Origin of the sequence: Pseudomonas sp. FEMGT703P (assembly GCF_002786345.1) — a bacterium.
Lineage (GTDB): Bacteria > Pseudomonadota > Gammaproteobacteria > Pseudomonadales > Pseudomonadaceae > Aquipseudomonas > Aquipseudomonas peli.
The window spans coordinates 293,960-318,326 of the sequence record NZ_PGCM01000003.1; the positions used below are offsets into that span (position 1 = coordinate 293,960).

Sequence of the window (24,367 nt, forward strand, 5' to 3'; positions counted from 1 at the left end):
GAGGCATAAAAAAGCCCTTGGATTTTTCAATCCAAGGGCTCTGATGACGATGCTGCAATGATTAAGGCAGGGTAAAGAGAACCTTCACACTGTCATTCACTGCGGCGGCATCTACATAGCCAATCGCATCGGCTTCAGCGGCTACCTTGGCGATGACATCAGCGTCGCCGCCAACGCTTGGTAGCGGTTGACCCTTGCCGGTGAAAACGAGTCCAGACCAGTACGATTTGAGCTGTGATTCACTCTTGTTGGTCACCGCACTGTAGAACTTGTCCTTGGTTGCAGACCAATCCTTATGGTCAACGCCTTTCATGGACTTGTCTTTGCCCAGAAAGATGTTGCTGACGTCTGCCTGGCTTGGAGCCTTGGCAGCGCCGGGATTGACGATGACGGCAACTTCGGCCTGCGCCAGCCCGCTTGCTACCAGGCAAATGGCGGCGCAGAGCGTTTGAATGGAATGCTTCATCAATGCTCTCCTCAGAATACGAAGTCAACGCCGACGCTGATGATGTCACCGTCAAAGTTGCGGGCTGGGCTGCCGAGGGCACCGTTGGAACTGTCGGACAGGGCGTTATCGAAGGCTTCCTGTGCGGTACGGACGAATACGCCGTCATAGCCACCGGAGGTGTCTACGCGTTTGTATTCGCTTTTCAACACGACGTTGGGCAGCAGGTTGTAGTTCAGGCCCAGAGTCCAGGAGTTCTGCCGACCAGCATCGTCGTCCAGTTGGGCGTAAGTCACGTGAGTGAGGAACTCGCCGAAGCGACGGCCGCCCATCAGGTAGAACGCATCAATGGTGCCGCTGTTGTCAGCTTCGATGCTACGCGAGGTCCACTCGTTGCTGGTCAGCCAGGTGCCGTTGTCGTACTGATAGCCAATGGAAGTGAACTTACCCTTTTGCTTATCAATGGTCTGGAAGCGCTGAACGCCTGGGCCATTCAAGCCGAGGAAAGGGATGTTCGGGCGGTTGACGAAGTCTTCGATCTCGGTGCTGATATCCGCTTCTACATACCCTACGCGCAGGGTACCGAAGTCATTGGTGGCCAGGCTGATATTGGCGCCAAAGACTTTCTCGTAGTCGATGTCGTGCATCTCATCGAAGGCGAAGATGTCACGGTTTTTAGCTTGGCCACCGGCGACCTGGAAGGCCAGTGAACCGAAGGACAGCGGCATGTTGTAGACCGCGTCTACACCTTCGTAGTTGGACAGCTGGACTTGGCTGTACACCTCGTCAGGCAAGCGCAGCCACGGGTAGCTGAAGCCTACGTCGATGCTTTCCGAGTACATGTACACCGGGGTGCGCAGGCGGCCGACGCGCAGCATCAGGTTGTCAGTTGTCTGCCAGGACAGGTACAGCCACTCGATATTGGCCTGCCAGTCGTCCTGCGCCGGCTTGGCAGTGACTTGCGCAGTGATGCCCACGGTGTCGGTCAGGCCGTACTGGATCTGGGCTCCGAATTTCGACAGCTGGTCGCCGCGCCAGGAATCAGTGGTCTGGCCGGTGATGCCATAGCTACGGCCATCATCTTCGCCACCGAGGTGGGTGATGCCGACCGTACCAAAGGTATTGAAGCGGTGTTCGCCTTGCTCCAGCGCGAAAGCTGGAGCAGCGGCCAGGCAGATGGCCAAGGGAAGCAGACGAGCTTTAAACATGCAGTGATGCTCCTGTGTTCAGGTTAAACGCGGAATTGGGCTGTCGCCGCGCGCAGATGATCCCCTGTGCTGACCAACTGTTCGCCGAGACGAGCCGTTGCTTCTGCACCTTGAGCGGTTGCTTGTGCGTCCTGCTGCAACACTTGTGTATCTTGCTGGATGGAACTGGAAAGGCCGATTTGTTCCTGGGTGAACTGCGCGATACCAGCATTAAGCTGATTGATATGGCCGACGGCGCCGGCAATCGCTTCGAGTATCTGGGTGGCTTGCACGGAGCGCTCGATGCTCGCCTGAGCTTTTTCGCCATTGGCGGTCATCACGCTGAGTACACCATTGGCGCTGTTCTGCAGACGCAGGATGATGTTCTGGATTTCTGCGGTGGAGGCGGCGGTTTTCGAGGCCAGGTTGCGCACTTCATCGGCCACTACGGCAAACCCCCGGCCTTGCTCGCCCGCCCGCGCGGCCTCGATGGCGGCGTTGAGTGCCAGCAGGTTGGTTTGCTCAGCAATGCTGCGAATCACGGTCAGCACTGAGCCCACCTGCTGGGTTTCCTCTTCCAGCTGCTGCATGGCACTGACGGCACCCATTACGCTGCTGCCGAGGTCGCTGATGCTGCTCGACAGGCTGCCGATGTTTTTGCGCGCCTGGTCGGCCTGCTGCGAGGCTGCCCCGGCTTCCTCGGAGGCCTGTTGTGAGCGGTGGGCAACCTCCTGAATGCTGTTGGTCATGGTCAGGATGTCACGGCTGATCGAGTCGGTATGGCCTTGTTGCGAACGTGAGTTTTCCTTGGAGTCTTGAGTCAGCCGGTACAGTTCCTGGGACATGCCGGCGAGCGGGCTGGCAGCTTCGATGATCTGGCGGATGGTGCCTTGCAGCTTGTCGATAAAGCTGTTGAACAGCTGAATCATTTCACCGATTTCATCATTGGAGTCGACATTCACTCGGCGAGTCAGGTCGCCATCACCCCGGGCGATTGCCTGCAGTGAGGTAATCACGCCACGCACGTTGGCCATGGTGCCGCGAATTACCAGCACTGACGCAATGCTGATCAGCAGTACCAGAATGGCTGACAGAGCAAAGCCAACGCGGGTGGTGGTGGCGTTATCCGTGCGGGTTTGCGCCAGGGTTTCCTGAAAGTCCTCATAAGCATGGGTACGGAACGCATTGCCGAGTTTTTGCGCTTCACCCAAGTCACTGGCCATGCGGCCCAGGTTGGGCGCCAGGTCCTCAAAGCTGGCGCTGCCTTTAATTAGCTGCTCCGAGGCGGGCAGGGCGTTGTCCGCGTAACGCTGTATGGCGCTCCGCCAGGCGTCCAGTTCCTGACGGCGGTTCGCTTGGGTGACCAGGGTCTGCAGTTCCTGCTGCATGTCCGCAATGTCAGTCAGGACTTTGCGCGCTTCATCGAGGGTTTCCAGCTCTCCGGCGGCGACTGCGCTATTAAGCAGGCCCGGTAAACGTGAGTACTGGAAGATCACCGCATCGGCCTTCTCCAGGGTCGGAAAACTATTGGTTTCCAGGGTGACCAGGCGCACATCGTTGTTTGCCAGTTGTAGCGAGGTGTAGCCCACGAACAGCAGCAGACCCAGCAAGGCAATGGCGGGCAGCAGTAAGAACTTCAGTGTCAGCGAGAGATTTTTCAACATGGCAGATGTACCCAAAGAGGGGCGCGGAGTATACCGAGTTCATATAGTGGCGTAATGCCGCTTTTCGGTCATTTTTTAGTCATATTCCGTTATGGCTATATTATGGTTTCGGCTGGCATGCCTATTCCTATAGCCAATAAAGTGAGTATCTGCTTGAAATTGTCGAACAAAAGCGAGGCCGCCAGCCTGATGCAAGTCACTGTGCCTGTGCTTTGCTGGCGGCCAATAATAAAAAACCGCCCCGAAGGGCGGTTTTTTATGTGGCTACAGCTGCGGGTTACAGTCCGTTGGCGGCTTTGAACTCGCGGCGGCGGCGGTGCAGGACTGGCTCGGTGTAGCCGTTCGGCTGCTTGGCGCCTTCGACCACCAGTTCCAGGGCAGCCTGGAAGGCGATGTTGCTGTCGAAGTTCGGTGCCAGCGGACGGTACAGCGGGTCGCTGGCGTTTTGACGGTCAACTACTGGGGCCATGCGCTTGAGGCTGGCAACGATCTGCTCTTCAGTGGCGATGCCATGACGCAGCCAGTTGGCCAGCAGCTGGCTGGAGATGCGCAGGGTAGCGCGGTCTTCCATCAAACCGACGTCATTGATATCCGGCACCTTGGAGCAGCCGACGCCCTGGTCGATCCAGCGCACTACATAACCGAGGATGCCCTGGGAGTTGTTGTCCAGTTCGTTCTGGATCTCGTCAGCCGACCAGTTGGTGTCTTTGGCCAACGGAATGCTGAGGATATCGTCGATGGACGCGCGCTCACGCTTGGCCAGTTCGGCCTGACGGGCGAACACGTCGACCTTGTGGTAGTGCAGCGCGTGCAGCGCGGCGGCGGTCGGCGACGGTACCCAGGCGGTGTTGGCGCCGGCCAGTGGGTGCATGATCTTCTGCTCGAGCATGCCGGCCATCAGGTCGGGCATGGCCCACATGCCTTTACCGATCTGCGCGCGACCTTGCAGGCCGGTGGCCAGGCCGATATCGACGTTCCAGTTTTCGTAGGCGCTGATCCACTTCTCGCCTTTCATGGCAGCTTTGCGCACAACGGCGCCAGCTTCCATGGAGGTGTGGATTTCGTCACCGGTACGGTCGAGGAAGCCGGTGTTGATAAACACCACGCGCTCGCTGGCGGCCTTGATGCAGGCTTTCAGGTTGACGGTGGTGCGGCGCTCTTCGTCCATGATGCCGACTTTCAAGGTATTGCGTGCCAGACCGAGGACGTCTTCCACGCGACCGAAGATTTCGGTGGTGAAGGCCACTTCTTCCGGACCGTGCATCTTCGGCTTAACGATGTAGACCGAACCGGTGCGGGTGTTCTTGCGGCTGGTGTTGCCATTCAGGTTGTGGATGGCAATCAGGCTGGTGAACAGCGCGTCCTGGATGCCTTCCGGAATCTCGTTGCCCTGGGCATCGAGAATCGCTGGGTTGGTCATCAGGTGGCCAACGTTACGCACGAACAGCAGGCTGCGACCGTGCAGGGTCAGCTCGCCACCAGTAACGGTGCTATAGACGCGATCCGGGTTCATGGTGCGGGTAAAGGTCTGGCCGCCTTTGACCACTTCTTCCGCCAGGTCGCCCTTCATCAGGCCGAGCCAGTTCTTGTAGATCACCACTTTGTCGTCAGCATCGACGGCCGCTACAGAGTCTTCGCAGTCCATGATGGTGGTCAGCGCAGCTTCCATCAGCACGTCTTTAACACCGGCCGCGTCGGTCTGGCCGACTGGGGTGCTGGCGTCGATCTGGATCTCGAAATGCAGGCCGTTGTGCTTGAGCAGCACGGCGGTCGGTGCGCTGGCGTCGCCCTGGAAGCCGATCAGCTGCGCGTCGTCTTGCAGGCCGCTGTTGCTGCCGCCTTTAAGGCTGACAACCAGCTTGCCGGCTTCGATGCGGTAACCGGTGGAGTCGACGTGGGAGCCAGCAGCCAGCGGCGCGGCTTCGTCGAGGAAGGCGCGGGCGAAGGCAATCACCTTGTCGCCGCGAACTTTGTTGTAGCCACGGCCTTTCTCGGCGCCGCCTTCTTCGCTGATCACGTCGGTGCCGTATAAGGCGTCGTACAGCGAGCCCCAGCGGGCGTTGGAAGCGTTGAGGGCGAAACGCGCGTTCATCACCGGCACTACCAGCTGCGGGCCGGCCAGACGGGCGATTTCTTCGTCGACGTTCTGCGTGGTGGCCTGGAAGTCAGCCGGCTCTGGCAGCAGGTAACCGATTTCCTGGAGGAAGGCTTTGTAGGCAGCGGCGTCATGGGCCTGACCTGCGCGGGCCTGGTGCCAGCCGTCGATCTGCGCCTGAATCGCATCGCGTTTGGCGAGCAGCGCACGGTTTTTCGGGGCCAGGTCATTGATGACCGCTTCGGCACCCGCCCAGAACTTATCGGCAGCAATGCCGGTACCGGGGATGGCTTCGTTATTCACGAAGTCGAACAGCACTTTGGCAACCTGCAGGCTGCCTACTTGAACGCGTTCAGTCATCACTTGCCTCACTCTGCTCAGCTCTACTCAATAGCCGCGTCGGACATGGGAAATACGTCATGTAGTCCGAGGCGCGGCATACTACATCAAGATCCGGGGAAAATCAGTGGGTGCGCGTCGCTCTGCGACCAAGAAGTGCTTTGCAGTCACTGTGTGTGGCGTATTGTCGCGGTAATATTTGAATATTGTTTCATATAAATTAAAAAACAGTACACAGTTTATTGCGCATGTTTCTCGATCTACTGCTTTAGGCGCGTCTGCCTATACTGCTGCTCCACCGCTTATGGAGTGTGATCACCATGGATATACAGGCAGCCACTGCCGCAGATCTGGACGAACTGGCCGAGCTGTTTGGCGCGTATCTGCGCTTTTATGAGGTGGCCAAACCTCAGTCGCAGGTGAGGGATTTTCTCGCCGCGCGCCTGCGCAACAACGATTCGGTCATTCTGCTGGCCCGTGATGCGCAAGGTGCGGCGCAAGGCTTCGTCCAGCTCTATGCCTTTTTCTCTTCGCTGGCGCTGCAGCCAGCCTGGCTACTGAGTGACCTGTACGTCAGCGAGCAGGTGCGCCGTCAGGGTGTTGGCGAAGCGCTGATGAACGCCGCTCGCGCCCATGCCGAGGCCACAGGCGCATGCGGTTTGCAGTTGGAGACGGCAAAGAGCAATCTGCCAGGACAAGCCCTCTACGAACGCCTGGGTTATGTGCGTGATGAGGTGTTTTTTACCTATTGGCTGGCGCTCAAATAAGCCTCGTATAAGGAGTTGTTCATGGACCATCTGGTATTGACGGTTATTGCCCAGGATCAGCCGGGGCTGGTCGAGCGTATCGCCCAGTGCATCAGCGAGCACGGTGGTAACTGGCTGGAAAGCCGCATGTCGCGCATGGCCGGGCAGTTCGCCGGGATCCTGCGGGTGGATGTGCCGCTGGACGCGCATTCCGGCCTGGTCACAGCGCTGGAGGAATTGCAGGCCCATGGCATCCGTGTGCAGATCGCCGCAGGCGGCACCGAGCCGGTAACGGTTTTGCAGGCTATTCGCCTGGAGCTGGTGGGCAATGATCGTCCGGGCATCGTGCGCGATATCACCCGCCTGCTCAGCAGTCATGGGGTCAACCTGGAAAGCCTGAACACCGAAGTGGTGCCTGCGCCCATGAGCGGCGAGCTGCTGTTCCAGGCCCAGGCTGTGCTGGGCGTGCCGCAGAGTCTGAGCCTGGAGCAGTTGCAGACGCATCTGGAAACCCTGGCGGATGATCTGATGGTGGAGCTAAAGCTGCAGGTTGAAGAGTAACGTCGAGGTTTATCCACGATCAATGTGGATAACTCTGTGCGTAGCATGAGGAGCCCCGGAGCACTGCTTAGTGCCCCGGGGCTTTTTGCTAAGTGCTTATTTTTTAAGCACTTAGCAACTGGTTGTGCACAAAGGCCGGGGATGCTTCTGTGGATAAGCCGGGGGCAACTGGCTGCAGACCAGCGGCCTCGGGCGTTACAGGGTGCTGGTTGTTTTTTAGTCAGCCTGGCGTTTGCGCAGGCTGAGCCAGGCATCCACGCTGTAGATCGCCAAACCCGTCCAGATGCAGATAAAGGCCAGCAGTTTGCTCGGGTCGAAATGCTCATCAAACAGAAAGATCGCCTGCAGCAGCACCAGGGTCGGCGCCAGGTACTGCAGAAAACCCAGGGTGGTGTAGGGCAGATGGCGGGCGGCGGCGTTGAAACACACCAGCGGCACCAAGGTAATCGGCCCAGCGGCGATCAGCCAGAGGGCTTCCGGGGTGCTCCAGAAGTCGGCCTGGGTGCTCATCGCCGCTGGGTGCATCAGCAGCCAGCCGAGCGCCAGTGGCAGCAGCAGCCAGGTTTCCACGACCAGGCCGGGCAGCGCGGCAACCGGCGCCTGTTTGCGGATCAGCCCGTAGAAGCCGAAGGTCAGCGCCAGTACCAGGGATACCCAGGGAATGCTGCCGACCTGCCACAGCTGCTGTAATACACCCAGCGCGGCCAGGGCCACGGCCAGCCACTGCAGGCGGCGCAGACGCTCGCCGAGAATCAACATGCCCAGCAGCACGTTGACCAGCGGGTTGATGTAGTAGCCCAGGCTGGCCTCAAGCATGCGCTCGTTATTTACCGCCCACACATACACCAACCAGTTGCTGGCGATCAGCACACCGCTCAAAGCCAGTACGGCAAAGCGTTTGGGATTGTTGAGCAGCTCGCGCAGCCAGCCGGGGTGCTTCCACACTAGCAGCAACAGCGCGCCGAACAGCGCGGACCAGAGTGCGCGATGAACGATGATTTCCAGCGCAGGCACGCTCTGGATAGCTTTGAAATAGAGCGGGAAAAGGCCCCAGATGATGTAGGCGGTCAGGCCGAGAATATACCCGCGGCGCGGGTTGGCGGTGGCCATGCAGGGTCCTTGCTTAGGCTGCTAACGAGAGGCTTGCGATTCTAGTCGGCGCGGCGCGGGCTTGTCTGGATGGGCAGAATTTTCTTCGGCGCCCTAGGCCACTTGGCTGTAACAAAGACGTTACGGCGACAGGGCTAACTGTAGTGGTCAGCCCGGTAACTCGGGTTGCGTCCGGGCTAGGCGTCAAAACAGCTTTAGCGGCTCTTCATCCAACGCCGACAGCTGCTCGCGCAGGATCAGGATCTGCTCACCCCAGTAACGCTCGCTGCCAAACCAGGGGAAACTCATGGGGAAGGCCGGGTCGTCCCAGCGGCGTGCCAGCCAGGCGCTGTAATGCATCAGGCGCAGGGTGCGCAGGCCTTCGATCAGCGGCAGTTCGCGCGGGTTGAAGTCGTGAAACTCCTGATAGCCATCCATCAACTCCGACAGCTGACCGAGGCGTTCGTGGCGGTCGCCAGCCAGCATCATCCACAAATCCTGCACCGCCGGGCCCATACGGCAGTCGTCGAGGTCGACCATATGGAAGGTCTCGTCGCGGCACAGCAGGTTGCCGGGGTGGCAATCGCCATGCAGACGGATCGACTGCACCGGGTTGGCGGCGAACAGCACATCTAGGCGTTTGAGCAGATCACGAGCCACTGACTCGTAGGCCGGCAGCAGGCTGCGTGGAATAAAGTTGCCATCGAGTAGGGTGGCCAGCGATGCATGGCCGAAGTTGCTCACCTGCAAGGCCTCACGGTGGGCAAACGGCTTGAGTGAGCCGACCGCATGCAGGCGGCCAAGCAGTTGGCCGAGGCGATACAGCTGATCGAGGTTGCCAGGTTCCGGCGCCCGGCCGCCACGGCGCGGAAACAGGGCGAAGCGAAAGCCCTGGTAACTGAACAGGGTTTCGCCGTCGCGTACCAGGGGCGCTACAACCGGTACTTCGCATTCGGCCAGCTCGAAGGTAAAGCTGTGCTCTTCGCGAATTGCGTCATCGGTCCAGCGATCCGGACGGTAGAACTTGGCGATCAGCGGTGTCTCGTCCTCGATGCCCACTTGATAGACGCGATTTTCATAGCTGTTCAGCGCCAGTACGCGGGCGTCGCTGAGGTAGCCGATGCTCTCCACGGCATCCAGCACCAGGTCGGGTGTGAGTGCGGCAAATGGATGGGACATAGGTGACTCCAGCAGGTGGGCCGCAAAGTGTACCGCTTAGAGCCTGTCCAAAGTTTGCTGCGCGTCGGCCCTGCTGCGTTAAAAACAGGCTCGGAATGCTCATTTACACCAGTAAACTCCGCTTCCTCGCCGTTTTGACCAGCCGGAGGCTGTTACTACGTAGCGCCTTGCATGGCTCTAGCTCGCGAGCCTTTGAACAGGCTCTTTCCTGCAACTCATTACTCAGTCGCCTGGCCTCGGTGTGCGCGCCAGGCAGTAGACATCAACCCGCGCCGCGCCGGCCTTCTTTAATAGGCGCGCCAGGCTTTCGGCGGTGGCGCCGGTGGTCAGTACATCATCGACCAGCGCCACATGCAGGCCGCTGACTGCACTGTTCGGCGCCAAGGCGAAGGCTTTACGCAGGTTACGTTTACGGGTGGCCGCATCCAGCTGCTGTTGCGCCGGTGTGTCGATCACCCTCTGCAGCCAGTGTGCCTGTTGCGGCAGTTGTAGGCTGGCGCTCAGCCATTCAGCGAGCAGGCCGGCCTGGTTGAAGCCCCGTTGGCGTTGGCGTTTATTGGCCAGGGGCACAGGCAGCAGCAGGTCAGGCTTAGGCAGTCCTTCATCGAAGGCATGTTGCAGGTGATGTGACAAAAGCTCACCGAGCAGACGTCCCAATGGCCACTTGGCCTGATGCTTGAACCGGGTGATCAGGCTGTCGATGGGGAAGGCGTAGCGCCAGGGCACTTCGACTTTGCTAAAACTCGGCGGCTTGTTCAGGCAGGCGCCGCATACCAAGCCTTGGCTGGGCAGCGGCAGAGCGCAGACCTGGCAATGCCCGCCAAGCCAGGGCAGCTCGGCTTCGCAGCTGGTGCAGATGGCCAGCGCAGCGTCTGCGGCTTCATCGCAGAGCAGGCAGATTTGCTTGCTTTTTAACCAGTTGTAAACCGGGTGCTGTGAGTCGGGTTGACAGCGCATACGCCTTCCATAACTATGCCGAACATCCGTGTCGCGTCCGCTGAATCTAGCAGGACGCCGCCAACAATAAGGAATTACCGATGAGCGCCACTACCGCCGCCAACCTGCGTCACGACTGGACTTTGAATGAGGTCAAGGCGCTCTTCGAGCAACCGTTCAACGACCTGTTGTTCCAGGCGCAGACCGTGCATCGCGCGCATTTTGACCAGAACCGTGTGCAGGTCTCGACCCTGCTGTCGATCAAGACGGGTGCCTGCCCAGAAGACTGCAAGTACTGCCCGCAATCCGGCCACTACAACACCGGCCTGGAAAAGGAAAAGCTGCTGGAAGTGCAGAAAGTGCTGGAAGCCGCCGCCGAGGCCAAGGCCATCGGTTCCACCCGTTTCTGCATGGGCGCGGCGTGGAAGCACCCGTCGACCAAGGACATGCCCTACGTGCTGAAAATGGTCGAGGGCGTTAAAGCTCTTGGCCTGGAAACTTGCATGACCCTGGGCAAGCTGGATAAAGAGCAGACCCAGGCCCTGGCCGCTGCCGGCCTTGACTACTACAACCACAACCTGGACACCTCGCCGGAGTTCTACGGCAACATCATCACCACCCGCACTTACGCCGATCGCCTGGAAACCCTGGCCTATGTGCGTGATTCGGGGATGAAGATCTGCTCCGGTGGCATCCTCGGCATGGGCGAGTCGCTGGACGATCGCGCTGGCCTGTTGATTCAGCTGGCCAACCTGCCGGAGCACCCGGAGTCGGTGCCGATCAACATGCTGGTGAAAGTCAAAGGCACGCCGCTGGCTGATGAGCAGGATGTCGATCCGTTCGACTTTATCCGCATGCTCGCCGTCGCGCGGATCATGATGCCGCAGTCGCATGTGCGGCTGTCCGCCGGCCGCGAGGCGATGAACGAGCAGATGCAGGCCCTGGCGTTTTTCGCCGGCGCCAACTCGATCTTCTACGGCGAAAAACTGCTGACCACTGCCAACCCGCAAGCCAACCAGGACATGCAATTATTCGCCCGCCTCGGCATCAAGCCGGAGGAGCGTGAAGAGCATGCCGATGAAGTGCATCAGGCGGCCATTGAGCAGGCGCTGGTCGAACAGCGTGATTCCAAGCTGTTCTATAACGCCGCTTCGGCCTAAACCGCTGTTTATGCAGAAGCCCGTTTGCGGCAGTTCGGTCTCTCGGTGATCGCCGCAGATCGCTAATGGATCGGGTCTTAGCAAACGAGTTTCTGCCAGGTCTGCCTATGCCTTTCGATCTATCCGCTCGCCTCGCTGAACGCCGCGCTGCCAACCTCTATCGCCAACGCCCGCTGCTGGAATCACCGCAGGGGCCGCTGGTGCAGGTCGATGGTAGGCAGCTGCTGGCCTTCTGTTCCAACGACTACCTCGGCCTGGCCAATCATCCGCAGGTCATCGAAGCCTGGCGCGCTGGCGCGGAGAAATGGGGTGTGGGCGGCGGTGCCTCGCATCTGGTGATCGGTCATAGCACTCCACATCACCAGCTCGAAGAAGCACTGGCCGAGTTCACCGGACGCCCTCGCGCGCTGCTGTTTTCCACCGGTTATATGGCCAATCTCGGTGCGGTCACCGCGCTGGTGGGGCAGGGCGATAGCGTGCTGGAGGATCGCCTTAACCACGCATCCCTGCTGGATGCCGGCTTGCTCAGCGGTGCGCGGTTTTCCCGTTACCTGCATAACGATGGCGTCAGTCTGGCCAATCGCCTGCGCAAGGTCATCGGTAATACCCTGATCGTCACCGACGGCGTGTTCAGCATGGACGGCGATCTGGCTGATCTGCCTTCACTGTGCGCTGAAGCGCGCCGTGCCAATGCCTGGGTGATGGTCGATGATGCCCACGGTTTTGGTCCACTGGGCGCCACCGGCGGCGGCATTGTCGAGCACTTCGGCCTGGGCCTGGATGATGTGCAGGTGCTGGTCGGCACCCTGGGCAAGGCCTTCGGTACGGCCGGTGCCTTTGTCGCCGGCAGTGACGACCTGATCGAAGCCTTGGTGCAGTTCGCCCGCCCCTATATCTACACCACCAGTCAGCCGCCGGCGTTGGCTTGCGCCACCCTGCAAAGCCTGGAATTGCTGCGCAGCGAGCACTGGCGGCGTGAGCACCTGAACGCCCTGATCAAGCGCTTCCGTGAAGGCGCACAGGCCATCGGTCTTGAACTGATGGATAGCGCCACGCCGATTCAGCCGATTCTGATTGGCGACAGTGGCCGTGCGATGCAACTGTCACAGATGCTGCGCGAGCGCGGTCTGCTGGTGACGGCGATTCGTCCGCCTACCGTACCCGCCGGCAGTGCACGTTTGCGCGTCACGTTGTCCGCTGCGCACAGCCTGGAACAGCTGGAACTGCTGCTGGAGGCTCTGGCTGAATGCTGGCCGCTGCTGGCTGGTGAGGCGGCCGTACATGCGTGATCGACTGATTTTGCTGCCCGGCTGGGGGTTGGGTACTGCGCCCTTGCAGCCGCTGGCCGAGGCCCTGCGCGGCCTCGATCCGCGCTTGCAGGTGCAGGTCGAGCCGCTGCCTTTATTGGTTTCTAGCGATCTAGCCGACTGGCTGGACGAACTCGACGCCAACCTGCCAGAGGACGCCTGGCTTGGCGGCTGGTCCCTCGGCGGCATGCTTGCCGCTGAGCTGGCAGCGCGTCGAGGTGAACGTTGCAGCGGTCTGCTGACCCTGGCCAGTAACCTGCGTTTTGTCGCCGAGCCAAGCTGGTCTGCGGCTATGCCCGCCGAGACGTTTAAGGCTTTTCGTCAGGGCTGCGCTGCTGATGCGTCCGCTACCCTGAAGCGTTTCTCCCTGCTTTGCGCCCAAGGCGCTGCGGATGCCCGTGGCCTGTCGCGGCAGTTGCTCGGCGCGGCTCCACAACCGCAGTCCGCCACTCTGTTGGCTGGGCTGGATCTGCTTGCCAATCTGGATACGCGGACCTCGTTACAGTCCTTTGCCGGCCCACAGTTGCATCTGTTCGCCGGCGCCGATGCACTGGTTCCTGCAAGTGCCGCGCAGGCCTTGCTGGAGTTGTTGCCAGATGTCGAAGTCGGCCTGATTGATAACGCCAGCCACGCCTTTGCCCTAGAGCGCCCGCATGAAATTGCGGCGGCGATTCAGGCCTTTCTGCACGAGGCCGGTGATGACTGATCTGGCCAATGATCCTCTCGGCGGCCTGCCGGACAAGCGCCAGGTGGCGGCATCCTTCTCCCGCGCGGCGCAAAGCTACGACAGCGTGGCGGCTCTGCAGCGCAACGTGGGTCAGCAGTTGCTGGCGCAGTTACCGGCAGCGATCAGCCCGGTGCGTTGGCTCGACCTGGGTTGTGGCACCGGTTATTTCAGTCGTGCGCTGGGCGAGCGTTTTCCGGCCAGCCAGGGCGTGGCTGTGGATATCGCCGAGGGCATGCTGCAGCACGCTCGGCCGCTGGGCGGCGCGCAGCAGTTTATTGCCGGCGATGCCGAGCGCCTGCCGTTGCGCGATGCGTCTTGCGAGCTGCTGTTTTCCAGCTTGGCCTTGCAGTGGTGCGCGAATTTTTCCGCCGTGCTTAGCGAAGCCGAGCGTGTGCTGCGCCCTGGCGGCGTGCTGGCGTTTAGCAGCTTGTGTGTCGGCACCCTGCAGGAACTGCGCGACAGCTGGCAAGCGGTGGATGGCTTTGTCCACGTCAACCGCTTCCGCCGTTTCGAGGATTACCAGCGCCTGTGCGCTGGTAGCGGGTTGACCTGTGTAAGCCTGCAAACCACCCCGGAAACCCTGCACTACACGGATGTGCGCAGCCTGACCCATGAACTGAAAGCCCTGGGCGCGCACAACCTCAACCCCGGCCGGCCCGGCGGTTTGACGGGGCGGGCGCGCATGCTGGCGCTGCTTAACGCCTATGAGCAGTTCCGTCAGCCACAAGGCCTGCCAGCGACCTATAAGGTGGTTTACGGCGTATTGCGCAAGGGTTGAGATAAGCCCCGCTTGCCCAGAGTTACTTCAGAACGTAGCCAATACCCCTCGTCAGAGATCGCTATGAGCCAAGCATTTTTCGTTACAGGCACCGACACCGAAATTGGCAAAACCACCATCGCCGCCGGGCTGCTGCACGCGGCACGAATGGCGGGGCTGTCGACTGCTGCGGCCAAACCGGTGGCATCCGGCTGTGTGCGCACAGTGGATGGCCTGCGCAACGACGACGCCCTGGCATTGCTCGGCGAATGCACCCTGGCGCTGCGCTATGAAGAGGTCAATCCGCTGGCCTTCGAGCCGGCGATTGCCCCGCATCTGGCGGCGCGCGAGGTGAGTATATTGCTGGATGTTGCCGCGTTGCAGGGGCCGGTACAGGCAATTCTGGACAAGCAGGCGGACTTTACTTTGGTCGAAGGGGCGGGCGGTTGGCGGGTGCCGTTGGCCGGTCAGGAAGCCCTGTCGGACCTGGCGATTGCTTTGCAGTTGCCGGTGATTCTGGTGGTCGGCGTGCGCCTGGGCTGCATCAATCATGCGTTGCTCACTGCGGAGGCCATCCTGCGTGACGGCCTTCTGCTGGCGGGCTGGGTGGCCAATCTGGTCGATCCTCAGACCTCTCAGCTTGAGGACAATCTGGCCACCCTAGCCGAACGGCTACCAGCCCCCTGTCTGGGCTATGTTCCGCGCCTGGCCGAAGCCACGCCGGCTGCGGTTTCTGGCTACCTCAACCTCGATCTATTGCACCGCGCGCTATAAGCAGGCCAAGTGCCATAGCTTTTTGCTTGTACGTTTTTCGAGCAACTTCTGCTTCAATTGAAGCTGTTAGTGGTTTGCCATAGCGGGAGCTTGGACATGGAAATTTCAGGAAGCGCCTTCAACTCGGGCATCAGCACCATTCAGTCTGGCCAGCGCCGGGTCGATCAGGCTGCGGCGGATATCGCCAGCAATGCGCTGGGTCCGCAACCGCAGCCCACTTCTGCGCCGCCGGCTAATCAGGTTAACCCTTCGCCGAGTTCGGCCGAGCAGACGCGCCCTGATCTGGCGGAAAGCCTGGTCGCTTTGCGCCAAGGTCAAAATGAGGCTGAAGCCGGCGCCAAGGTGGTCAAAACCGCTGACGAAGTGCTCGGTACCCTGATCGATACAACGGCCTGAGTCGCCCGCCCCGAGCGTTCTCATGCCTGGTAATGAGGCAGCAACTGCGGGGCGAGGAGTCATTGCATGCAGATTGGCGGCGCATCGTCTTATCCTGCGCCTGCAGCCACGTTACTGCCGGCTCGTCTTCTTGCGTCCAATATTTCCCCTGATGTATCCCCGGACATCACCCGCGCAGCTCAGTCGCCGGTAACCGCGGCCCAGCCACTGGCCGATGAGCAGTCGGCTTCGGCGCGTGAAGAAGCGGATAAACCTGCTGACGCCTCGACCAATCCCGAAAACGCGAAAAGCCGCGAAGGCGAGCCCAGCCCTCAGCAGCAGCGTCTTGAGCAACTGGAAATCGCCAAGCTGGTCAGCCGTGATCAGGAAGTGCGCACCCACGAGCAGGCGCATGCCGCCGTCGGTGGCCGCTATGCCGGCGCGCCGAGCTACACCTATGAGCGCGGCCCTGATGGCAAGCGCTACGCGGTGGGTGGTGAGGTCGGCATCGACACCAGCCCCATTCCGAACGACCCGGAAGCCACCCTGCGCAAGATGGAAGTTGTCATCCGTGCTGCACTGGCGCCCGCAGAGCCCTCTGCGCAGGATCGTCAGGTGGCCGCGCAAGCTCAGTTGCAGATGGCCGAGGCCCGTGTCGAGCTGGCACAACAGCAGCGCAGTGAGGTTGAGGCCGCCCGTGAGGCGCGTGCCGAGCAACGCAGCAAAGAGGAAGAGCCGCCGTCGGACGAGGAAGAGAAATCCACCGCGCCCGCCCAGCAGGATGTGCCACCACCACCTAGTCTTGATCTGTACAAGCAGCTCAGCGGGTTGCAGACGCCGGCCCCGATTGTCGATCTGGTGGCCTGAACGGCACGTGGGGTGCTTGACATTAAATAGGCATAAACGTATGTTTCAAACGCTTGTTTGATTAGCTCGATTGCCAAGGGGCAGGCGAGCGCCGGGATTGCTCCCGAAACCGACCGAATACCCGGTCACCTACACACTAAGAATCCACCGCAGAGGTTAACCGCTATGCCTGATTACAAGGCCCCCTTGCGTGATATCCGTTTCGTACGCGACGAACTGCTCGGCTACGAAGCGCATTATCAGAGCCTGCCTGGCTGCCAGGACGCTACTCCGGACATGGTCGACGCCATCCTTGAAGAAGGCGCCAAGTTCTGTGAGCAAGTGCTGTCGCCACTGAATCGTGTAGGTGACACCGAAGGTTGCACCTGGTCCCCGGAAGGCGTGAAAACCCCTACCGGCTTCAAAGAAGCCTATCAGCAGTATGTTGAAGGCGGCTGGCCGAGCCTGGCGCACGACGCTGACCATGGCGGCCAAGGCCTGCCTGAGTCGCTGGGTCTGGTGCTGAGCGAAATGGTGGGTTCGTCCAACTGGTCGTGGGGCATGTACCCAGGCCTGTCGCACGGTGCGATGAACACCATTGCCGAACACGGCACCGATGATCAGAAGCACACCTACCTGACCAAGCTGGTTTCCGGCGAGTGGACTGGCACCATGTGCCTGACCGAGCCACATTGCGGTACCGACCTGGGCATGCTGCGCACCAAGGCTGAGCCGCAAGCTGACGGCACCTACAAAGTGTCCGGCACCAAGATCTTCATCTCCGCTGGCGAACACGACATGGCCGATAACATCGTCCATATCGTTCTGGCCCGCCTGCCCGACGCGCCGCAAGGCACCAAAGGTATTTCGCTGTTCATCGTGCCGAAATTCTCGGTCAACGCTGACGGCTCTGTTGGCGCACGCAATGCCGTTTCCTGTGGCTCGATCGAGCACAAGATGGGTATCCACGGTAACGCCACCTGCGTGATGAACTTTGACGGCGCCACCGGCTTCCTGATCGGCCCAGCCAACAAAGGCCTGAACTGCATGTTCACCTTCATGAACACGGCCCGCCTGGGTACTGCTCTGCAAGGTCTGGCTCACGCTGAAATCGGTTTCCAGGGTGGTCTGAAGTACGCTCGCGAGCGTCTGCAGATGCGTTCGTTGACTGGCCCGAAAGCGCCGGACAAAGCCGCTGACCCGATCATCGTCCACCCGGACGTGCGTCGTATGCTGCTGACCATGAAAGCCTTCGCTGAAGGTAACCGTGCGATGGTGTACTTCACTGCTAAGCAAGTGGACATCGTCAAATACAGCAAAGACGAAGCCGAGAAGAAAGCTGCAGACGAACTGCTGGCCTTCCTCACGCCAATCGCCAAAGCCTTCATGACCGAAGTCGGCTTCGAAGCCGCCAACCACGGCATGCAGATCTACGGTGGCCACGGCTTTATCGCCGAGTGGGGCATGGAGCAGAACGTTCGCGACTGCCGTATCTCGATGATGTACGAAGGCACCACCGGTATTCAGGCCCTCGACCTGTTGGGTCGTAAGATTCTGATGACCCAGGGCGGCGCGCTGAAGAACTTCACCAAGATCGTGCACAAGTTCTGCCAGACCAACGAAGCTAACGACGCCATCAAAGGCCTGGTTGAGCCGTTGGCCAAGCTGAACAAAGAGTGGGGCGACATCACCATGAAAGTGGGCATGGCCGCTATGAAAGACCGTGAAGAAGTCGGTGCCGCTTCGGTGGACTACCTGATGTACTCCGGTTATGCCTGCCTGGCTTACTTCTGGGCCGACATGGCTCGCCTGGCTGCTGAGAAGATTGCTGCCGGTGCTGAAGACGAGGCGTTCTACAAAGCCAAGCTGCAGACTGCCAACTTCTACTTCGCCCGTATTCTGCCGCGTACCCGTATGCACGTAGAGGCGATGCTGTCTGGCGCCAACAACCTAATGGACATGGCCGAAGAGAACTTCGCCCTGGGCTACTAAGCCTTCGTCCTTTAGGTCGAAAGAACCGCTGCCCTTGGGTGGCGGTTTTTTTATGGGGCAAATAAAACGCGCCAGCTCGCTTGTCGATTTGTCGTTAGGTTCCGTGCGCAACGCGCGCGTTACAGGCAAACTGCGCGACGTTATCCACTTTTATCGCGGTGTGGAGCCTGTCTTGTCGCGTCTTGCTGCTGTGCGCTTCAGTCATTTTCTGCCTTCGCTGCTGCTGCTGCTTGGCGGTGTGCTGTTGGCGCGGTTGGCTGTGCTGAGCGAGTTCTTCACCTCGCTGTTCAACGTGCTGCCCACCCTCCTGCTGTTACTCGGCGGCGCCTTTTGCCTGGTGTATGGCCGTCAGCGCGAAGTGTTTCTGCTGCTGACGCTGTACCTCGCTTACTTCCTGCTGGATAGCCAGGTTGATCATTTTCGTGCCACAGGGCAGGTGCGCAGTGATGCGGCGCTGATCTTCCATCTGTGCAGCCTGTTGTTGCCGCTGCTCTACAGCCTCTACGCGGCCTGGCAGGAACGCACCCATCTGCTGCAGGACCTGATTGCCCGTGCAGCGGTTCTGTTGGCAGTCGGTGCGGTGGCGGTGGGCCTGGCGCAGCGCTTTCCCGATGCGCTGCTGCATTGGCTATCGCGGGTGCGCTGGCCGGCGTTGCAGGTGGAGTGGTTGGCGCTGGTGCAGCTGGCTTATCCGGTGTTTATCCTCGGCCTGATCCTCCTGGCAGTGCAGTACCTGCGGGCGCCAAGGCCGTTGCATGCGGCCCAGCTGCTCGGCTTGTGCGGCGTGCTGTGGATGTTGCCGAACACCTTTATCCAGCCCAATGCGCTGAATGTGATGAGCAGTCAGGTCATGCTGATATTGGTAGCAGCCTTGGCTCACGAGGCCTATCAGATGGCCTTCCGTGACGAGCTTACGGGCCTGCCGGGACGACGTGCATTGAATGAGCGCTTGCAGCGCTTGGGCCGCAGTTATGTGATCGCTATGGCCGACGTCGATCACTTCAAGAAATTCAACGACACCCATGGTCACGATGTCGGTGATCAGGTGCTGCGCCTGGTCGCCGCTCAGCTGCGCAAGATCGGTGGCGGGGGCAAGGCCTACCGCTACGGCGGCGAGGAATTCACCCTAGTGTTCCCCGGCAAAACGCTTGAAGAGTGCCTACCCCACCTTGAAGTGGTGCGCCAGGCCATTGAGACCTACCGCATTCAGTTGCGCGACAAACAGCAGCGCCCGCAGGACGACAAGCAAGGCCGGGCGCGGCGGGCTGGCAGTGCGGCCAATCAGGTGTCGGTGACGGTCAGCATGGGCGTGGCCGAACGCGGGGTGGAACAGCGTAATCCGGATGAGGTGCTCAAGGCCGCTGACCAGGCGTTGTATAACGCCAAGGGCGCCGGCCGTAACTGTGTACGCAGTTACGGCCAGCGTCGCGGTGCGGTCAAGCTGGATAACGTGCGGGGTTAAACGCGCCGGCTAATGGCAGTGTATTCAGCATTTGCACGGTGATTGTTGGCGCGCCGCATGAGCCGTAGCGTAGTGCGCTAACCCACGCTCTAGCTGACGGAGAACCCAGCATGCCCGAGTACAAAGCCCCCCAGCGCGATATGCAGTTTCTGATCGACGAAGTTTTCGATTTTCACGCGAGCTATGCCGCGATGGGTGCCAGCGATGCCACCCCGGACATGGTCAGCGCCATTCTGGCCGAGGGTGCCAAGTTCTGTGAGCAGGTGCTGGCGCCATTGAATCGCTCAGGCGATGAAGAAGAGTGCCAGATTAACAATGGCGTGGTGACCACGCCTGCGGGCTTCAAGGAAGCCTTTGCCCAGTATGTGGAGGGCGGCTGGAATGGGCTCTCCGCTGATACGGCCTATGGTGGCCAAGGGTTACCGTCTTCATTGGGGTTAATCATCAGTGAGATGGTGGGGTCCAGTAACCTGTCCTGGGGTATGTACCCGGGCCTGACCCACGGCGCCATGTCGGCCATTCATGCCCATGGCACCGAAGCACAGAAACAGACCTACCTGAGCAAACTTACCGAAGGCCGTTGGACTGGCACCATGTGCCTGACTGAGGCCCACTGCGGCACCGACCTGGGGCTGATTAAAACCCGCGCCGTGCCTCAGGCCGATGGCAGCTATGCGGTAACCGGCAGCAAGATCTTTATCTCGGCTGGCGAGCACGATATGAGCGAAAACATCGTGCACCTGGTCTTGGCCAAGCTGCCTGACGCGCCTGCGGGCACCAAAGGCATCTCGCTGTTTATCGTGCCCAAGTTCCTGCCCGATGCTGAAGGTCAGGCCGGGGCGCGCAATGGGGTCAGCTGTGGCTCGATCGAGCACAAGATGGGCATCAAGGCCTCGGCCACCTGCGTGATGAACTTCGACAGCGCCACCGGTTACCTGATCGGCGAGGCCAACAAAGGCCTTAACTGCATGTTCACCATGATGAACCATGCGCGCCTTGGCACCGGCATGCAGGGGCTGTGTCTGGGTGAAACCAGCTTCCAGGGCGCGATCAAGTACGCCACTGATCGCCTGCAGATGCGTGCGCTGACCGGGCCGAAAGCCCCGGATAAGGCCGCTGACCCGATTATCGTGCACCCTGATGTGCGGCGCATGCTGCTGACCATGAAGGCGTTCAACGAAGGCAACCGTGCGCTGGCCTATTTCACCGCACAGCTGATCGATCAAGCCCACAGCGGTGCCAGTGCCGAACAGCGTGAGGAAGCCGAGAACCTGCTGGCCTTTTTGACGCCGATCTGCAAAGCCTTTATGACCGAAACCGGTCTGGAGGTGACCAACCATGGCATGCAGGTATTCGGTGGCCACGGGTTTATCCGCGAGTGGGGCATGGAGCAGCTGGTGCGCGACTGCCGCATTGCCCTGATCTACGAAGGCACTAACGGTATCCAGGCCCTCGACCTGCTGGGGCGCAAGGTGCTGAGTAGCCAGGGTAAGTTGCTGCGCGGGTTTACCAAAATCGTGCATAAATTCTGCGAAGCGCAGGCCGAGCATCCGCAGCTCAAGGGCTATGTCGCTCAACTGGCCACGCTGAATCAGCAGTGGGGCACACTGACCCAGAAAATTGGTATGGCGGCCATGAAGAACCCGGACGAAGTCGGGGCGGCGTCGATGGACTACCTGATGTACTCCGGCTACGTCATCCTGGCCTACTTCTGGTTGCGCATGGCGCTGGTCGCCGAGCAGCAGTTGGCGGCGGGCGCGAGTGATGCTGCGTTCTATCAGGCCAAGTTGGCCACCTGCGAGTTCTATTTCAAGCGCTTGTTGCCGCGTACCGCGACTCACCTGGCTGGTGCTGAAGCCGGCAGTGAATGCTTGATGCGTCTGCCCGCCGAGCATTTCGCGCTCTGACGGACGGTACGTGCAGGTAAAGGCCCGCCAATTGGCGGGTTTTTACTGTGTGTGGCCGAATGAATGAGTTGTGACTGTTCAGTCTGTACGCGACGCTATGTGTCTAAAAAGTTGTTCGGTTAGACTTTCTGTACATCTGTATACCTGTTGCTTCGCTCGAGGATTTACCCCATGGCCGACTACAAAGCTCCCCTGCGCGATATGCGCTTCGTGCTCAATGAAGTGTTTGAAGTTTCCAAGCTGTGGGCCCAGTTGCCGGCCCTGGCTGAAGTTGTTGATGAAGACACGGCTGCGGCCATTCTCGAAGAAGCGGGCAAGGTCACCGGCGGCGTTATTGCTCCGCTGAACCGCAGTGGCGATGAAGAAGGCTGCTCCTGGGCCGATGGTGCGGTGAAAACCCCAGCCGGCTTCCCTGAGGCTTACCAGACCTACGCCGATGGCGGCTGGGTTGGTGTTGGTGGTGACCCGGTATTCGGCGGCATGGGCATGCCCAAGGTGATTTCGGCCCAGGTCGAGGAAATGGTCAACTCGGCCAACCTGTCCTTCGGCCTGTACCCGATGTTGACCGCCGGTGCTTGCCTGTCGATCAACGCCCACGCCAGCGAAGAGCTGAAAGAAAAATACCTGCCAAACATGTACTCCGGTGTTTGGGCGGGCTCGATGTGCCTAACCGAACCGCATGCAGGCACCGACCTGGGCATCATCCGCACCAAGGCTGAGCCGCAAGCTGACGGCAGCTTCAAGATCAGCGGCACCAAGATTTTCATCACCGGCGGTGAGCACGACCTGACCGAAAACATCATCCACCTGGTGTTGGCCAAGCTGCCGGACGCACCGGCTGGCCCGAAAGGCATCTCGCTGTTCCTGGTGCCGAAAGTCATGGTCAATGACGACGGTTCGCTGGGTGAGAAAAACGCCCTGTCCTGCGGCTCGATCGAACACAAGATGGGCATCAAGGCTTCGGCCACCTGCGTGATGAACTTCGACGGCGCCACCGGCTGGATCGTCGATGCGCCGAACAAAGGCCTCGCCGCGATGTTCACCATGATGAACTACGAGCGTCTGGGCGTTGGTATTCAGGGCCTGTCCCTGGGTGAGCGCAGCTACCAGAACGCTGTGGAATACGCCCGCGACCGTATCCAGAGCCGTGCGCCGACCGGCCCGGTGGCTAAAGACAAAGCCGCCGACCCGATCATCGTGCACCCGGACGTGCGCCGCATGCTGCTGACCATGAAAGCCCTGAACGAAGGCGGCCGTGCCTTCTCCAGCTATGTGGCTATGCAGTTGGACACCGCCAAGTACAGCGAAGACGCCACCACCCGCAAGCGCGCCGAAGAACTGGTCGCTCTGCTGACGCCCGTGGCCAAAGCCTTCCTCACCGACATGGCGCTGGAAACCACCGTGCACGGCCAGCAGATCTTCGGCGGCCACGGCTTTATCCGCGAGTGGGGCCAAGAGCAGCTGATCCGCGACTGCCGCATCACTCAGATTTACGAAGGCACCAACGGCATTCAGGCGCTCGACCTGGTCGGCCGTAAAGTGGTCGGCAGCGGCGGTGCGTTCTACAAGCACTTCGCTGAAGAGATCAAAGCCTTCACTGACAGCGCCGATGCCTCGCTGGCCGAGTTCGTCAACCCACTGAAAGACGCCATCGCCAATCTGGAACTGATGACCAGCGACCTGCTGGAGCGCGCCAAGGCCAACCCGAATGAAGTCGGCGCCGCCTCGGTCGAGTACCTGCAAGTGTTCGGTTACACCGCCTACGCCTACATGTGGGCGCTGATGGCCCGTACCGCACTGGCCAAGCAGGATCAGGACGAGTTCTACGTGAGCAAGCTGGGTACCGCGCGTTTCTTCTTCGCCCGCCTGCTGCCGCGTATCCACTCCCTGACCGCGTCGGTCAAAGCCGGTAGCGAGTCGCTGTACCTGCTGGATGCTGCGCAGTTCTAAGGCGTTCGGTATGACAAAAAAACCGGCCTAAGTGCCGGTTTTTTTGTGTCTGGGATCAGTGCTCAGCGGCTGTGTGCGGGGCTCTCAGTTATTGATCAACTGCTCAACCAGTTCCGGATTGTCGATAAAGCGGTTACGCGTGCCTTGCAGGCTGGCAATCTTGTCGTTGCGCGCTTTTTCCTCGGCATCGGGTGGGTCCATCTGGTGCCATTTCTTGTACACCTGCACCTGACCAACAATCGGCAGGGCATATTCCACGTGCATGTAGAAAATCGCCCGGGCCACATTGCCCTTGGCTTCATCGCGCGGCTCCACTAGCTGGAAGCTGGTTTTCATGTCGCAGCCGATATCGTCGAACTTGCTCGGCACGCTGTCATCCAGCTCACCGAACTGCGCATTGCGCCGAACCAGTTCCACGCGGGTGAGTGCTGGGTAGAGGTTGTGCAGGTCTGAAGCCATGAAGACGTAACGCGGGTTCATGATCCCGCACTGACGGTCGGTGATGCAGCGCAGCGAGCTTTTCAGCTGTTTGCTGCTGTATATCGGGCTGGCTTTGAGTTGGCCGCTTTCTTCCGTGAAGGCTTTGCCGCAATACAGTGTGCTTCCACCCTGGCCATACAGCTGACTCCAGAATAACTGCGTCGCGGCCTTGGGATCAGAAAGCTGGTTTTGCCCGTTGGCGGATGCCAGTGAGCTGAGGGTGGCTGTCAGGCAGCCGATGGCGAAAAGCAATGAGCGCATGTGTGGCCCCAGTGACCGCCGTTGACGGGGTCTGTTGTTTTTGTAAGACAAGATCGAGTCTAACAAGACCTGCGTCACAAAATAAAGCCGAGCGTTTGCTCGGTTTTACCCAAGAAGCGGTTGTGTAG

The 24,367-nt window shown here is 60.2% G+C and carries 20 protein-coding genes and 2 pseudogenes; 13 read left to right on the forward strand and 9 right to left on the reverse strand.

Annotated elements, in window-relative coordinates:
- Window positions 1-61: 61 nt before the first annotated feature.
- From CUR33_RS02280 to CUR33_RS02295, 5 genes and pseudogenes are all read right to left on the reverse strand, one after another.
- A complete protein-coding gene (locus CUR33_RS02280) occupies window positions 62-466 on the reverse strand; it encodes a phosphate ABC transporter substrate-binding protein (protein ID WP_289238566.1) in 405 nt (134 codons plus the stop codon).
- A gap of 11 nt (window positions 467-477) precedes the next feature.
- Window positions 478-1,653 carry a porin gene (locus CUR33_RS02285; protein WP_289238567.1) on the reverse strand — a complete coding sequence of 392 codons (1,176 nt, stop codon included), beginning with the start codon at window positions 1,651-1,653 and terminating at the stop codon, window positions 478-480.
- A gap of 23 nt (window positions 1,654-1,676) precedes the next feature.
- A pseudogene (locus CUR33_RS20645) lies at window positions 1,677-2,198 on the reverse strand (methyl-accepting chemotaxis protein); the annotation flags it as partial.
- A gap of 336 nt (window positions 2,199-2,534) precedes the next feature.
- Window positions 2,535-3,296 (reverse strand): annotated as a pseudogene (locus CUR33_RS20650) (HAMP domain-containing protein); the annotation flags it as partial.
- A gap of 277 nt (window positions 3,297-3,573) precedes the next feature.
- Window positions 3,574-5,751 (reverse strand): malate synthase G, encoded by a 2,178-nt coding sequence (locus tag CUR33_RS02295; RefSeq protein WP_289238569.1) that lies wholly within the window; start codon window positions 5,749-5,751, stop codon window positions 3,574-3,576.
- 299 nt (window positions 5,752-6,050) lie between these two features.
- Here CUR33_RS02295 and CUR33_RS02300 point away from each other — a divergent pair, with 299 nt between their 5' ends.
- The gene (locus CUR33_RS02300; RefSeq protein WP_289238570.1) at window positions 6,051-6,497 is read left to right on the forward strand and encodes a GNAT family N-acetyltransferase; all 447 of its coding nucleotides are present in this window, start codon (window positions 6,051-6,053) and stop codon (window positions 6,495-6,497) included.
- 21 nt (window positions 6,498-6,518) lie between these two features.
- Window positions 6,519-7,037, forward strand: coding sequence for a glycine cleavage system protein R (locus CUR33_RS02305; protein WP_289238571.1), 519 nt, complete (start codon window positions 6,519-6,521; stop codon window positions 7,035-7,037).
- Between the two features lie 216 nt (window positions 7,038-7,253).
- Here CUR33_RS02305 and rarD read toward each other — a convergent pair whose 3' ends face one another.
- The 3 genes from rarD to CUR33_RS02320 all read right to left on the reverse strand — a co-directional run bounded on the left by rarD (window position 7,254) and on the right by CUR33_RS02320 (window position 10,262).
- Window positions 7,254-8,147 (reverse strand): EamA family transporter RarD, encoded by an 894-nt coding sequence (gene rarD / locus CUR33_RS02310; RefSeq protein ID WP_282874200.1) that lies wholly within the window; start codon window positions 8,145-8,147, stop codon window positions 7,254-7,256.
- A gap of 183 nt (window positions 8,148-8,330) precedes the next feature.
- Window positions 8,331-9,305, reverse strand: coding sequence for a serine/threonine protein kinase (locus CUR33_RS02315; RefSeq protein ID WP_289238572.1), 975 nt, complete (start codon window positions 9,303-9,305; stop codon window positions 8,331-8,333).
- Between the two features lie 222 nt (window positions 9,306-9,527).
- Window positions 9,528-10,262, reverse strand: coding sequence for a ComF family protein (locus CUR33_RS02320; protein ID WP_289238573.1), 735 nt, complete (start codon window positions 10,260-10,262; stop codon window positions 9,528-9,530).
- 80 nt (window positions 10,263-10,342) lie between these two features.
- On the opposite strand from CUR33_RS02320, the gene bioB reads away from it, so the two are divergent.
- The 11 genes from bioB to CUR33_RS02375 all read left to right on the forward strand — a co-directional run bounded on the left by bioB (window position 10,343) and on the right by CUR33_RS02375 (window position 23,498).
- Window positions 10,343-11,401, forward strand: a complete 1,059-nt coding sequence (gene bioB, locus CUR33_RS02325) for a biotin synthase BioB (RefSeq protein ID WP_289238574.1) — start codon at window positions 10,343-10,345, stop codon at window positions 11,399-11,401.
- A 107-nt stretch (window positions 11,402-11,508) separates the two neighbouring features.
- Entirely contained in the window at window positions 11,509-12,690 is a 1,182-nt protein-coding gene (gene bioF, locus CUR33_RS02330; RefSeq protein WP_170049250.1) for an 8-amino-7-oxononanoate synthase, read from the forward strand.
- Window positions 12,683-13,414, forward strand: a complete 732-nt coding sequence (locus CUR33_RS02335) for an alpha/beta fold hydrolase (RefSeq protein WP_289238575.1) — start codon at window positions 12,683-12,685, stop codon at window positions 13,412-13,414. Before bioF ends, CUR33_RS02335 begins: the two co-directional genes overlap by 8 nt.
- Window positions 13,407-14,213, forward strand: coding sequence for a malonyl-ACP O-methyltransferase BioC (gene bioC / locus CUR33_RS02340; protein ID WP_289238576.1), 807 nt, complete (start codon window positions 13,407-13,409; stop codon window positions 14,211-14,213). Before CUR33_RS02335 ends, bioC begins: the two co-directional genes overlap by 8 nt.
- Before the next feature lie 63 nt (window positions 14,214-14,276).
- Complete coding sequence (gene bioD / locus CUR33_RS02345; RefSeq protein WP_289238577.1) at window positions 14,277-14,966, forward strand: dethiobiotin synthase; 690 nt, start codon at window positions 14,277-14,279, stop codon at window positions 14,964-14,966.
- 96 nt (window positions 14,967-15,062) lie between these two features.
- Complete coding sequence (locus CUR33_RS02350) at window positions 15,063-15,362, forward strand: hypothetical protein (protein ID WP_160089514.1); 300 nt, start codon at window positions 15,063-15,065, stop codon at window positions 15,360-15,362.
- A gap of 66 nt (window positions 15,363-15,428) precedes the next feature.
- On the forward strand, window positions 15,429-16,208 hold the full coding sequence (locus CUR33_RS02355; protein ID WP_289238578.1) for a putative metalloprotease CJM1_0395 family protein: 780 nt from the start codon (window positions 15,429-15,431) through the stop codon (window positions 16,206-16,208).
- A 165-nt stretch (window positions 16,209-16,373) separates the two neighbouring features.
- The gene (locus CUR33_RS02360; RefSeq protein WP_090255079.1) at window positions 16,374-18,179 is read left to right on the forward strand and encodes a phenylacyl-CoA dehydrogenase; all 1,806 of its coding nucleotides are present in this window, start codon (window positions 16,374-16,376) and stop codon (window positions 18,177-18,179) included.
- Between the two features lie 172 nt (window positions 18,180-18,351).
- Window positions 18,352-19,641 (forward strand): GGDEF domain-containing protein, encoded by a 1,290-nt coding sequence (locus CUR33_RS02365; RefSeq protein ID WP_289238579.1) that lies wholly within the window; start codon window positions 18,352-18,354, stop codon window positions 19,639-19,641.
- Between the two features lie 110 nt (window positions 19,642-19,751).
- Window positions 19,752-21,548 carry an acyl-CoA dehydrogenase C-terminal domain-containing protein gene (locus CUR33_RS02370; protein WP_289238580.1) on the forward strand — a complete coding sequence of 599 codons (1,797 nt, stop codon included), beginning with the start codon at window positions 19,752-19,754 and terminating at the stop codon, window positions 21,546-21,548.
- Window positions 21,549-21,719: 171 nt separating this feature from the next.
- Complete coding sequence (locus CUR33_RS02375; protein ID WP_090255083.1) at window positions 21,720-23,498, forward strand: acyl-CoA dehydrogenase C-terminal domain-containing protein; 1,779 nt, start codon at window positions 21,720-21,722, stop codon at window positions 23,496-23,498.
- Between the two features lie 84 nt (window positions 23,499-23,582).
- Here the strand turns inward: CUR33_RS02375 and CUR33_RS02380 are convergent, their stop codons facing one another.
- Window positions 23,583-24,239, reverse strand: a complete 657-nt coding sequence (locus tag CUR33_RS02380; RefSeq protein ID WP_090255085.1) for an endonuclease I family protein — start codon at window positions 24,237-24,239, stop codon at window positions 23,583-23,585.
- Window positions 24,240-24,367: the final 128 nt, after the last annotated feature.